Source organism: Gemmatimonas aurantiaca, assembly GCF_037190085.1.
GTDB lineage: Bacteria > Gemmatimonadota > Gemmatimonadetes > Gemmatimonadales > Gemmatimonadaceae > Gemmatimonas > Gemmatimonas aurantiaca_A.
In genome coordinates this window covers 1-12130 of sequence record NZ_JBBCJO010000001.1, presented here as the reverse complement: position 1 = coordinate 12130, position 12130 = coordinate 1, and the positions used below count along the sequence as shown (strand labels likewise).

The 12130-nt window shown below is 62.3% G+C and carries 11 protein-coding genes; 3 read left to right on the top strand and 8 right to left on the bottom strand.

The window, feature by feature from the left end; all coding sequences use genetic code 11:
• Nucleotides 1–37 precede the first annotated feature (37 nt).
• Entirely contained in the window at nucleotides 38–229 is a 192-nt protein-coding gene (locus tag WG208_RS00055) for a hypothetical protein (RefSeq protein ID WP_337169266.1), read from the bottom strand.
• Nucleotides 230–857: 628 nt separating this feature from the next.
• Here WG208_RS00055 and WG208_RS00050 point away from each other — a divergent pair.
• Both WG208_RS00050 and WG208_RS00045 read left to right on the top strand, forming a co-directional pair.
• The gene (locus tag WG208_RS00050) at nucleotides 858–1997 is read left to right on the top strand and encodes a glycosyltransferase (RefSeq protein WP_337169265.1); all 1140 of its coding nucleotides are present in this window, start codon (nucleotides 858–860) and stop codon (nucleotides 1995–1997) included.
• A gap of 59 nt (nucleotides 1998–2056) precedes the next feature.
• Entirely contained in the window at nucleotides 2057–3514 is a 1458-nt protein-coding gene (locus tag WG208_RS00045) for a magnesium chelatase (RefSeq protein ID WP_337169264.1), read from the top strand.
• 156 nt (nucleotides 3515–3670) lie between these two features.
• Here the strand turns inward: WG208_RS00045 and WG208_RS00040 are convergent, their stop codons facing one another.
• The 5 genes from WG208_RS00040 to WG208_RS00020 all read right to left on the bottom strand — a co-directional run bounded on the left by WG208_RS00040 (nucleotide 3671) and on the right by WG208_RS00020 (nucleotide 8887).
• Entirely contained in the window at nucleotides 3671–4432 is a 762-nt protein-coding gene (locus tag WG208_RS00040; RefSeq protein ID WP_337169263.1) for a PEP-CTERM sorting domain-containing protein, read from the bottom strand.
• A 207-nt stretch (nucleotides 4433–4639) separates the two neighbouring features.
• Nucleotides 4640–5359 (bottom strand): PEP-CTERM sorting domain-containing protein, encoded by a 720-nt coding sequence (locus WG208_RS00035; RefSeq protein ID WP_337169262.1) that lies wholly within the window; start codon nucleotides 5357–5359, stop codon nucleotides 4640–4642.
• Nucleotides 5360–5563: 204 nt separating this feature from the next.
• Nucleotides 5564–6607, bottom strand: coding sequence for a dTDP-glucose 4,6-dehydratase (gene rfbB / locus WG208_RS00030; RefSeq protein WP_337169261.1), 1044 nt, complete (start codon nucleotides 6605–6607; stop codon nucleotides 5564–5566).
• 87 nt (nucleotides 6608–6694) lie between these two features.
• Nucleotides 6695–7981: an MFS transporter gene (locus tag WG208_RS00025; protein ID WP_337169260.1), complete on the bottom strand. Its 1287-nt coding sequence runs from the start codon at nucleotides 7979–7981 to the stop codon at nucleotides 6695–6697.
• A gap of 111 nt (nucleotides 7982–8092) precedes the next feature.
• Nucleotides 8093–8887, bottom strand: coding sequence for a PEP-CTERM sorting domain-containing protein (locus tag WG208_RS00020; RefSeq protein ID WP_337169259.1), 795 nt, complete (start codon nucleotides 8885–8887; stop codon nucleotides 8093–8095).
• A 260-nt stretch (nucleotides 8888–9147) separates the two neighbouring features.
• Here WG208_RS00020 and WG208_RS00015 point away from each other — a divergent pair, with 260 nt between their 5' ends.
• A complete protein-coding gene (locus WG208_RS00015; protein ID WP_337169258.1) occupies nucleotides 9148–10422 on the top strand; it encodes a VWA domain-containing protein in 1275 nt (424 codons plus the stop codon).
• Nucleotides 10423–10471: 49 nt separating this feature from the next.
• Here WG208_RS00015 and WG208_RS00010 read toward each other — a convergent pair whose 3' ends face one another.
• Both WG208_RS00010 and WG208_RS00005 read right to left on the bottom strand, forming a co-directional pair.
• Nucleotides 10472–11254, bottom strand: a complete 783-nt coding sequence (locus WG208_RS00010; protein ID WP_337169257.1) for a sugar transferase — start codon at nucleotides 11252–11254, stop codon at nucleotides 10472–10474.
• Between the two features lie 263 nt (nucleotides 11255–11517).
• The coding region (locus WG208_RS00005) for a UDP binding domain-containing protein (protein WP_337169256.1) at nucleotides 11518–12130 on the bottom strand (613 nt) is incomplete at its 5' end.

The window sequence follows — 12130 nt, the reverse complement described above, 5'->3', positions numbered from 1 at the left end:
AGCGCCCCTGTTCAGAGCCGCGGAGCGGCCGGTCGGCTTAGTGCTTGACCGAGTCGGCAGCCGGAGCAGCGGCGGCGGCAGCCGAATCCGGCGTCACCGAATCCGTGGCAGCAGCGGCCGGAGCGGCAGCGGCCGGCGCAGCGGCGGCCGAGTCAGCAGCGGGGACCTCTTCCTTGGCGGAGCAGGCGGCGAGCACGATTGCAGCGGCGACGAGGGCGATGCGCTTCATGTGGAGGACTCCAGACGGTGCGGTGTGTGCGCCGTGCGTCCAGAAAAGCGCACGGCCCCCTCGGTAGGTTACCGACGGGGACTCGATGACCAACGACGGGTTGTCGAGCGAAGGGAATGTACGGTTCCGGCCGGCACTGTCAAGAGCGTCAACTGGTGACTGTCACGCTTCCTGAATAGGGAAGCAATTGGGAGACAACGAGTTGTGGAGGGATTTGCGGACTCTGATCTCTGGGTATGGTTTCCCACTTCACAGATCTTCAGACGGGGTCAGAGGTCCGAGATCAGCCGGTCAGAACTGAGACGGCGATCGAATTGAGAGATCAGACAACCACGAGATCAGAGATCTGAACGCTGGCGGCGACGACCGCTCGTGCGCGCCACCGGCTGCGGGCCGGGCGCCCGCGGGGGGGGCGCGGAGCGCCCCGCAGAACGCCGAACTCTCGCGTCAGTACCCCACCCGCGGACGAAGTGCTCTGACCTCTCATTTCGCAGGTCATCTGATTTCTCATTTCTCTATATCCGTCTCAGTTCTGACCGACTGATTTCGGACCTCTGACCCCGTCTGAAAATCTGACCTCTGCCCCTTCCTGCTGGCTGAAATTCACGCGCGTTGGTACCCTTCGGCCGTGAGTCTCATCCTGCTCTCGATCGCGCTGATCTCCCTTGGCATCCTTGTGGCCGGATGGGTCTGGTATCCCGCGCGTATGGCATCGCTGGGAAGGCTTTCCCTTTCATCGGAAAAGGGCCTGGCTTCCAGCACCTCACGTCTCCCGATCAGCGTGGTCCTTGCCACGCGCGAGAGCACGGCGGCCATTGTGGCCCGGCTCGCGGATCTTCGGAATGGATCGTATCCCACCGAACTCCTCGAGATTCTGGTGGCTCTTGATGGGGCTCACGCCGATCGACGCGACGAATTGCAGAACGCGCTCGGAACGTCGGCCCGAGTGGTTGTGCCCGATACACCGGGGAAGGCCGCTGCGTTGAGTGCTGGTGTCGCCGCAGCGCAGCATGACTTGTTGCTGTTCATCGACACGGCACAGACCTTCTCTGAAGATGTTGTCGATCGCCTGGTGTCGAAATTGCAAGACCGGAAATGGGGAGCCGCGACGGCCATGCTTGCACCAACCAGCGGTGATGCCCTTATGGATCGCTACTGGCAGCGTGAACTGGACATTCGCGTCGGTCAGATGATGCACCACAGCGTGATCTGTGTGACCGGATGCGCCTATATCATGCGTCGGGTGTACTGGTCACCGATGCCGACGGGGCTCATCTGTGACGATCTGTGGAGCACCTACTCCGTAGTGACGAACGGCGCGCGCGTGGCGCTGGTGCGCGACGCGCTGGTGATCGATCCCCGGCGCTTCAGTCGCGAGCAGGAGTTTTCGCGACGTCTTCGCACCATGACTGGCATGCTGCAATTCGTTCGCTGGTTTCCTGTCGTCTTGCATCCGGCGAAGAATCCCATGTTCCGGCATTTTCTTCTGCATAAACTGGTGCGCCCGGCCACACCGATACTCCTGGCGATCGCGGCCGTCTGCACCCTGGCGGCGATTTTCCTGTGGAGCCCCACACTGGCATTCGTACTCCTGGTGCTGGGTGCGCTGGCGTTGGCGCTCCCATGGCTGCTCGTGAAAATGGGACCGCCTGCCATTGCACGTCCTGCCGCCAACATTCTTTTCGCAGAACGCCTCATGCTGATGCCTTTTGATGCCATCGGCCGGGCCATGCGCTCGGATTGGGATATCTGGCGCCCACACAAGTAAGCTACGAGTAAGTCGCGAGTAACTCTCGAGTCACTCCCAAGTCGCTCATGCGAGGTTCCGTGTCCCGACTCCCTGAAACACTCGGCGCACTCCGCCGCTCCAGTTACGCGTCCAATCGACCGGTCAGCGTCAAGGACGAAATCCGCCGCAATCTCGTGGCCCGTCTCCAGGATGGCGGACCGCTCTTTCGCGGAGTGCTCGGCTACGAAGACACCGTCATGCCGCAGATCGTCAATGCGCTGCTGGCACGTCACAACTTCATTCTGCTGGGACTTCGCGGGCAGGCCAAGTCACGCATTCTGCGCGCGCTCACGACTCTGCTGGATGAAGCGATGCCGGTGGTGGCGGGCAGCGAGGTCAACGATGATCCGTTCCATCCCATCAGCAAGTACGCGCGTCAGCTCGTCGATACGGCGGGAGACGATACACCGATCGCCTGGGTGACGCGCGATCAGCGGTACGTGGAGAAACTCGCCACACCCGACGTGACGGTGGCCGACATCATCGGCGATGTGGATCCCATCAAGGCCGCGCGCGGTGGCCATCTGCTGAGCGACGAGCTCACCATTCACTACGGCATGCTGCCACGCGCCAACCGGGGCATCTTCGCGCTCAATGAACTGCCCGATCTCGCCGGCAAGGTACAGGTGGGACTGTTCAACATCATGCAGGAAGGCGATGTCCAGATCAAAGGGTATCCGGTACGCCTGCCGCTCGATGTGCTGCTCTGCTTCACCGCCAATCCCGAAGACTACACGGCCCGCGGCAAGATCATCACGCCGCTCAAGGACCGCATCGGCAGCGAGATCATCACGCATTATCCCGAATCGGTGGATCTCGGCATCGCCATCACGAAGCAGGAAGCCTGGACCCGGCGCGATCATGGCGTGACGATCCGCGTCCCCGATCTCATCGAGGAAGTGGTGGAACGCGTGGCGTTCGAGGCGCGTGACGACAAGCGCATCGACAAACGTTCGGGCGTGTCGCAGCGCATGCCAATCACCACCATGGAGAACGTGGTGTCGAACGCCGAGCAGCGCGCGTTACGCAATGGCGACGGCGAAGCCGTGCCGCGCATTGCCGATGTGTACGCCGCGCTTCCCGCCATCACCGGCAAGATCGAGCTCGAATACGAAGGCGAACTCGTGGGCGGTGCCACCATTGCCCGCGATCTCATCCGACGCGCGTGCGATGCCACCCTGCAGGCACGCGCGGGGGATCTCGATACCGACGAGATCGTGATGTGGTTCGATCAGGGCAGCGCGCTGCAGGTGTCCGACGACATCGCGCTCGATCTCGTGCGCCAGGGATTTGCGCTCGTCCCGGGACTGGTCGACACGGTCACCGCGCTCGGCATGGCGCCCCGGCACGACGATGCGCTGATCGTGGTCGCCTGCGAGTTGGTGCTCGAGGCGCTGGTCGCACGGCGGAAGATCTCACGCACCGACACCGGCTCCTACAAGCGCGCCGAACGGGAGAGCCGGCGCAAGCCGGGGCAGCAGGATTATTTCGGCTGACCGGCGGTTTCGAGTTCTGAATTTACGGTTGGGGGGTGAACAACCGGGTTACGCGTTGCGGGTCACGCGTCGAGAGACCACTCGTTTCACGAAACCCGGTACCCACGACCCGGCGGTTCATCCCCAAACCCGAACCCACAACCCCGGAACCGCTGCTCAGGCCTTCCTGCCCCTGCGTCCCACCACGGCCAACGCGACCAGCCCCGCGGCCATCAGCACATAGGTTCCGGGCTCCGGCACCGTGGTGGACGTACGCGTGAATGACACGTTGTCGATGAGCGGTCCGATATCATCGGCACTCGGCGTCGTGAGAAACACGCCGATATCGGTCGCACCGAGGACCCGGAAACGGAGCGCCAGAGTGCTCCAGGGAGCGATATACGGAATATCCTCCAGCGTCAGTGCGAACGGATTGGACGAGTCGTAACTACCGCCCGGCTGTGGATCCGAAATGCCGAAATCGACCAGCTCCAACGCGACATCGGCGAGCGTCACGGCATTGGAGAACCGGAATCCCACGATCAGATCGTCGAGCAGGGAGTTGGGAAATGCGGTACCACGCTGATTGCCACTGACCGCGAATTCAAAGCGCGCGATATCGCCGGCGGCGAACGAGTACATCAGCTTGCTCTCGAGACCACGGGGACCGGTCTCCGGACCGCTTCCCGCATTGCCATCGAGATCGACACAGAGACCCGTGCCACCGTAGCAACTGATCAGACCGGCATAACCCGTCGCCACGACATCCACGCCTCGGCCCACCACATTCCAGTTGACGAATTCCGTCGTGTAGGGAACGCCCTCCACCAGACCATCAAAATCGTCCTGCAACAGGACGGTCTGAGCTGCCGCGGGCACGGCGAACAGGACCGAGCTCAGTAGAGCTGCACACGTGCGACGCACCATGGTTCCACTCATGGTTCCAACTCCGCGCTGAAGAGACATCGTGCCCCGCTGAGAGGGAGCAGAAAGGTCTGCCCACCCTAACACATGTCACCGCACGACAATGTGCGCACAGTCACAGCGAGACATATTCGACACAAAAATGCAAAGGGCCCGCCAGAAAATGGCGGGCCCTTCGATATTCGCGTGAGCGCGGATGCCGGAATGTCGACTAATGTAAACTCAGGCGTTTCGACGACGCCGTGCCACCGCTGCCATCGCCGCGAGGCCGGCTGCCATGAGCATATAAGTGCTCGGCTCGGGCACTGTCGTCGCCGCCGTGCGCGTGAGCAGCACGTTGTCGATCATCGGACCGACATTGTCCGCACTCGTCGTGAGGAAGCCCACGCCGATCTCGGCGTCGTGTTCGAGCGTGAACTGCACATACCAGGTCGTCCACGGATACGTCGACGCCAGGAGCCCACCATTCAGTTCGGGCGCCAGGGCAAATCCCCCGCCGAAGGTCTCACTGGGGGAGTAGTCCACCGCCCCATCGGACTGCGACTCCAGCGACGAAATGGAAAGCGATCCGGTGGAGTACAGATAGGCGAAGAACGTATCCAGACCACTGGCTGTGCGCTGGCTGCCGCTGACGTCGAACTGGAAGCGCAGCACATCACCGGCGTAGAACTGGAAGAGCTGGCTCTCGAGACTGCCGGCGGTCTGGGCGCTGCCGTCGAGGTCGAGGCAGTTGTTCGAAGCACAGGTGATACTGTGGGTCCCGTTGGCTATGACATCCACATTGCCGTACACGGTCCACGGCGATCCGGACGGAGCGGACGTGACATTGAGTGCCACGGGCCAGCCGCTGAAATCTTCGTTGATCAACGTCTGAGTCTGTCCCAGCGCCGGCATTGCCAGCGCCGCCGACGCGAGAGCCACCGCGAACATCTTGCGCATCATGATTCTTTCCCCACTCCTAGTGACACAGCAAGCCGCGCGGAGCGCAGCAGCGAGCGATGTGTCAACCTAAGCATCACAAAAGATGTGCGCCATGTTACACAGCGGGCACGATCACCTTGCTACACATTCGAAGCGCAGCATTATCGTGATAAAAATCACATCTTCATTTCGGGAGATGAAATAAGCTCAGCCATTCACGGCGTGTCATGCACCGCCGGTCATCATCCAATCCAACAGTCCTTCCAGTTCGGCGGAAACATCCCGTCGTAACGTTACGCCGGTGATCCGCGCGAGCTTCGTCGAATCCAGCGCATACCGGCGATCGTGTCCCGGGCGATCAGCCACATGCGTGATCAGTGTGCGGCAGGAGGCTCCCAGCGCCGCCGGGCATCGGGGGAACCGATCCCGGAGCGAGACATCGGCGGTGAATCGCGCATCCAGCATGTCGCACAGATGCTGCACCAGCTCAAGATTGACGAATTCCACGCCACTGCCGATGCAGAATGTCTCACCCGCCACATCGGTCCCCAGAATCGCATCCAGCGCCACGCAGTGCTCGTGCACCGACAACCATTCGCGTCGCTGCTGTCCATCCCCGTAAATGGTGAGCGGCTCTCCGCGCAGCGCCCGTGTGATCATCAACGGGATGAGCTTCTCCGGATGCTGAAACGGTCCGAAGTTGTTCGCGCAATGCGAGATGGTGTACGGCAACCCGTGCGTGATGCCCCCGGCGCGCACCAGATGGTCCGACGCCGCCTTGCTCGCCGAGTAAGGTGAACTCGGACGATACGGCGATGTCTCGGTGAATGGCGCTGCATCGTGCGCCAGTGGCCCATACACCTCGTCGGTGGACACATGATGGAATCTCACACCGGGCCGCCATGCCCCGTTCGTGCACCACGCCGCACGCGCCGCGTCGACCATCGTCTGCGTACCCAGCACATTGGTGCGCACGAACGACACCCCATCCACGATGCTGCGGTCCACATGACTCTCGGCGGCAAAGTGCACGATGGTGTCGATGTCGTACTGCGTCAGCAATGACGACACGAGCTCTCCATCGCACACGTCGCCCACTACGAACACCACACGTCCCTCGGCTTCGAGATCGGACAGTCGCGAACGATCTCCCGCGTACGTGAGCGCGTCGAGCACGACCACTACATCGTCGCGATACCGCGCACCCCAGTACCGCACGAAATTCGCACCCAGGAACCCCGCTCCACCCGTCACGAGCAGACGTCTCATGTCACCACCATCGGGCAGCTCACGACCCACGACCCACAACCCGGCAGTTCACCCCCAAACCCGGAACCCACCACCCAGACCCCCTGTTCATACCCGCTCCCAGAACCCCGCGCGCCGCATTCCCACCGTCACACCAAGCAGCACGAATGCCGCGATTCCGATGGCATGCGCGGCGGTCATGACGCGCGCCATCGCGCCCAGCGAGAACGAACCCACGGCCTGCGACAATCCGATGAACACCAGGCCATAAAACGCCATGACCCGACCGCGATATTGTTCGTCCACGAGCAGTTGCAACGCGCCGTTGGAGAGTGCGGCGAAGAGAATGGCCGAGAGCCCGGTGATGAACAACCAGAACCACGCCAGATGGAGCGAACCGGCAAAGGCAAAACCGATCAGTGCGCCGGGAAATGTGAACGCCGCCACGCGCATGACACGACTCTTGCGGCGCCATTGAGAGAACGGTCCGGCAATGAGCAGTGCACCGGTCAATCCACCCACACCCACGGCCGTGAGCAGCGACCCGTAACCACCGGGCCCCAGATGCAGTCCATCACGTGCGACGACAGGCACCAGCGTGAGGAACGGTCCACCGAGAATGGCGCTGGCCGTGACCAGGATGAGCAGTTCCCGTACGGCTCCCGGTTGCATCAGATACCGAATGCCATCGACCGCGCTGCCGGTGCTCTGCGCGAGCGCCTGTCGCAGCGGAATGGTCACGCGCGCGTCTTCGTCGGGGAGACGGATGCGCGCCAGTCCCCACAACACCGCGCCGTAACTCATCGCGTTGAGCCCGAAACACCATGCGATACCGAGCTTCGTGATGACCAGTCCACCGATGGACGGTCCGATGATCTTGGCGAGATTGAAACCGCTCGAATTGAGGGCAATGGCCGGCTGCAGGTCCTCGCGGCCCACGAGTTGAATGAAAAGACTCTGACGCGCGGGGATCTCGATGGCGCTGCAGCATCCCTGCACGAACGAGAGCACCAGCAGCCATGGCACCGAGACATGGCCGGTGATGGTGATGAGCCAGAGTGTGGTGGCCTGCGCCAGAAAGACGGCCTGGGCCACCCGCACGATACGCAGCCGGTTGCCATGATCCACCAGCGCGCCGCCGTGCATGCTCAGGAAGACCACCGGAAGCGCCGCCACGGAAGCGACGAGTCCCACGACAAAGGCGCTGTTGGAGAGCTGCAGCGCGAGCCATCCCGTGGCCATCGTCTGCATCCACGTGCCGATCAGTGAAAGCGTCTGACCGGTCCAGAACAGCCGGAAGTTCCGGTGACGCCGCAACACGCGGAACGGATTGATCGAACCGGTGCCGGCGACTGGCGCAGCGGTGGGGTCGAGCGCGCGAGCTGGGGATGTCACACGGGAATCGCGAAAGTCATGTCATTCACATGATACCACATGCTGCAACGACGAAGGGCCCGCGCGATGCGGGCCCTTCGTGAACTGCAGGATCGTGATGCGGCGTCGCGATCAGGCGGCGCGGCGACGACGGCGGGCCACCATACCCATCGCGGCGAGGCCAGCGGCCATCAGCGCGTAGGTGCTGGGCTCCGGAACAACACGATTCACTGTGCCTGCGAGGAAACCGTCCGTCGTACCATCGCCGACAACGGCAAACGTCAGTACCCGGCTCTTCTGGTCACCCGCTCCGAAAGCGAGCGAGATGTTGACCACGCAATCAGGGAAATACGATGCAGGGAACACGCCGTCGGAATCGCGACAGAATCCGCTCTTACCACCGGCATACGGATTCGCCTGATTGATGGGGCCGAGGAGTTCCTCGGCACCAGTGGCGTCGAACGAACCATCACCACCATTGATGCTTCCACCCAGCCAAGCGCCGACCAGACGGTTGTCCCAGCCCACACCAAATTTCACGTCGCCAGCGAAGGTGTCATCGCCGATGACGGTCTGGAAGTAGTAGATGTAGTTCGACGCGTTGTCGTTCGTGGCCGGACTCAGCGTGGCGGAATTGGCCGCGCCGATCCACTGCTGAACACCCGTGATATTGGGCGCCCAAGGGGCGGAAGGCGGATTGGTGATAATGGCCGCGTTGGCCAGATACCCACTACCATAGCCCGATGAAAGACCGAACCAAGTCACCGACCAGTTCGCATCACAGGGGCCAAAACCACAAGAGAGCTCGCTCTCGCCGGTCCGATGAAACTGCGCCTGCGCCTGGGTCGCTCCGATGGCCAGCATGCCCAGCGCGATCAGGGCTTTCGAACGAAGGTTCCGCATGGAGGGTATCTGGTGGAAGGTCATTTCGTGTATGTGTACATCTTCTGGCCCCTATTATCAGCAAACGCCATACCACGGAAGTTTCAGGCAGCCACGACGATACAAAATGCTTCCCCACAATGAGTTAGAAATTTTCACTTACCACGGATCGACCGACACTTCGCCCAACCGTTGCACGACTGCCACACAGACCCGTAGCGTAGAGGACACGACAGTACCCGCTCATTTGTGATCTGATACCATCACCCCCATTCTTCAAAGATCCACCACCCGGATCGGCCGCCATGCGCTTCCACACCTACACCAAGTTCAATCCCCAGCTCGCCGACGCGGTGGATCTCCAGGCGCTGCTCGACCAGCTCGCCGATTTTCTCCTGCAATCCGGCTTTGCCGGCGGAGGCGATGGTTACTGGGGTGATCCCGGCGAAGACCCCGATCGTTCGGTCGACGCGCTGAAAGAGGCCATCCTGCGGGCCCTCATCGAAAGCGGTCAGATCACGCCGGAAATGCTGCAGGCGCTGCGCGGTGAGGGCGACGAGGTGTCGGAAGAGAAGCTGGCACAGCTCCTGGACGGTCTGGTCCAGCGGCTCATGCAGGACGGATTCCTCTCACTCGACAGCGCCGGTCAGGTGCCCGCGGGCCATCAGCCCGTCACCGGCAAAGGCTCGCTCTCGCAGGCCGCCGCACGGGACGTGCAGTTCAATCTCACGGGGAAAGGCATCGACTTCCTTGGCTTCAAGACGCTCCGGCATCTGCTCGGTTCACTCGGCAAGTCCAGCGTGGGCAGCCATGACACACCGCAACTGGCCACCGGCGTGGAAAGCGATGCCTGGAGCAAGCCGTACGAATTTGGCGACACGCTCAATCTCGATGTCCCCGCCACCCTCGCCAACGCACTCGGGCGCACCGGGTCGCTGGGTGTACCCATCGATCTCGACTATCGCGATCTGATGGTGCGACAGAGCGAGTACCGTTCGAGCTGCGCCACGGTGCTCATGCTCGACACGTCGCATTCGATGATCCTCTACGGCGAGGATCGCTTCACGCCCGCGAAGAAGGTGGCGCTCGCGCTCACGCATCTCATCCGCACGCAGTTCCCGGGTGACACCATCCGCGTGGTGCTGTTTCACGACAGCGCCGAGGAGATTCCCATCGAAACGCTGGCCATGGCGCAGGTGGGACCGTATCACACGAACACGGCCGAAGGACTGAAGCTGGCGCGGCGACTGCTGTTGGCGCAGAAGAAGGACATGCGGCAGATCATCATGATCACCGACGGCAAACCCTCGGCGCTGACCATGCCCGACGGGCAGATCTACAAGAACTCGATGGGACTCGACGGCTACGTGATCGGCGAAACGCTGCACGAAGTGGCGGCCTGCCGGAAGAGCGGCATCATGATCAACACCTTCATGCTGGCCCGCGACCGCGCGCTCGTGGAATTCGTGAAACGGGTGAGCGAGATCAGCCGCGGCAAGGCGTACTTCACGAACACCATGAGCCTGGGGCAGTTCGTGCTGATGGACTTTCTCAGGAAAAAAACACGAAGGGTGAGCTGACCCGACGGTCGCTCACCCCTGGTTGCCTTGCACCGTCACACCGATCGGCTCACCACCCGCCGATGCGCATCACCATGACGGGGAAGGTCTTGAGCATGATGCGCAGATCTTCGCTCAGCGACTGCCGGCGCATGTACTCCACGTCGAAAGCCACCTTGCGGCGCACATCGTCCAGACACTGATCGTAGGGATTCGAGATCTGCGCGAGACCGGTGATGCCGGGCTTCACGCGCTGACGCACCGGGTACTCCTCGATCTGCTCGCGCAGACGCACGAAGATGCTCGGGCGCTCCGGGCGCGGCCCCACGATGTTCATGTCACCCAGCAGCACGTTGAACAGCTGCGGCAGTTCATCGATGCGCGTCTTGCGCATGAACTTCCCGATGGGCGTCACCCGGTCGTCGTCCTTGCGGGCCCACACGGCCTGCCCGTTCACCTCGGCGTCCACCCGCATGGAGCGGAACTTGTAGATGGTGAACGGAGTCCCGCCCAGATCTTCGCGCCGGCGTTCGTTGAGCGCCCGGCTGCGCGTCCAGCGGCGGTCGATCCCCACCCGCACCTGCGTGTAGAACACCGGCCCACGCGACGTCAGCCGCACGAGCAGCGCCGCCAGGAGCATGATGGGCGTGGCGATCACGATCATCAGCAGAGCCAGCGTCACGTTGAACACCCGGGACGCCAGCTCGCTGCGCGAACGTGGTTCAAAATCGTCGTCCGGACCGCTGGTGGCGGCTACGGACGCCTGTTCACCGCTCCGGCCGAGAGGCGCCACGGCGCGCCTCACGGAGCGAATATCGGTGACAATGTCGTTGTAGACAGTGGAAGTTGACATGAACGGGGAACCGGTCGATCGCAGTGTCGCGGGCCTCAAGTGGAGTCGGAGGCCGTTCGAGTCAACATGGAGTTTAGCAAGAAGCCGGCCACAAAGCAGGACGCATCAGTTTCCCTCTACGGCACAACGGATGGTCCCTGGTGTTCGTCCCAACGGGCCTTTTAGGCACCCCCGGATGCGGCTTTGGTCCAACATGCTTGTAGGAGTCGTTCCACACGCGGTATCACTATGTGGCGACGGTCACAAACATGCTCCTTTGCTGCTCAGTCACGCGGTTTACGTCGGCGCTCGTACCGACCATCCGGCATATCGGCCAACGAACGGATACGCGCACGTGCCGGCTTCAGTCCGGCCGTGATATTGCGCGTGTCGAGCACCAAATGGGCATGGTCCACGACCAGTTGATAGTCGACGGCCCGGTGGTCGGTCACGATCACGACCGCGTCTGTCGCACTCAACATATCCGATGTGAGCGGCACCGACTCGCGGATATGGCCGTCTTCACGAAACTGCTGCACGAAGGGATCGTGGTACATCACTTCGGCGCCGCGCTCCTCCAGCAGACGGATCACGTCGAGCGCCGGACTCTCCCGCACATCGTCGATGTCCCGCTTGTACGCCACCCCCAGCACCAGCACCCGGCTGCCACGTACGGCTTTGCTCATGTCATTGAGTGAAGAAGCCGTACGCGCCACCACCCACTCGGGCATGTGGGAGTTGATCTCGCTCGCCAGATCGATGAACCGCGTCTTGTAGTTCAACGTCCGCATCTTCCACGCCAGGTAGTGCGGGTCCAGCGGGATGCAGTGCCCCCCGATCCCCGGCCCCGGCGTGAACTTCATGAACCCGAACGGCTTCGTCGCCGCCGCGTCGATC

Excerpts from the sequence above, each read along its gene's own strand:
- WG208_RS00055 (WP_337169266.1), bottom strand. The coding sequence starts at position 229 with ATGAAGCGCATCGCCCTCGTCGCCGCTGCAATCGTGCTCGCCGCCTGC.
- WG208_RS00040 (WP_337169263.1), bottom strand. The coding sequence starts at position 4,432 with ATGAGTGGAACCATGGTGCGTCGCACGTGTGCAGCTCTACTGAGCTCG.
- WG208_RS00035 (WP_337169262.1), bottom strand. The coding sequence starts at position 5,359 with ATGATGCGCAAGATGTTCGCGGTGGCTCTCGCGTCGGCGGCGCTGGCA.
- WG208_RS00015 (WP_337169258.1), top strand. The coding sequence starts at position 9,148 with ATGCGCTTCCACACCTACACCAAGTTCAATCCCCAGCTCGCCGACGCG.
- rfbB (WP_337169261.1), bottom strand. The coding sequence starts at position 6,607 with ATGAGACGTCTGCTCGTGACGGGTGGAGCGGGGTTCCTGGGTGCGAAT.
- WG208_RS00010 (WP_337169257.1), bottom strand. The coding sequence starts at position 11,254 with ATGTCAACTTCCACTGTCTACAACGACATTGTCACCGATATTCGCTCC.
- WG208_RS00020 (WP_337169259.1), bottom strand. The coding sequence starts at position 8,887 with ATGACCTTCCACCAGATACCCTCCATGCGGAACCTTCGTTCGAAAGCC.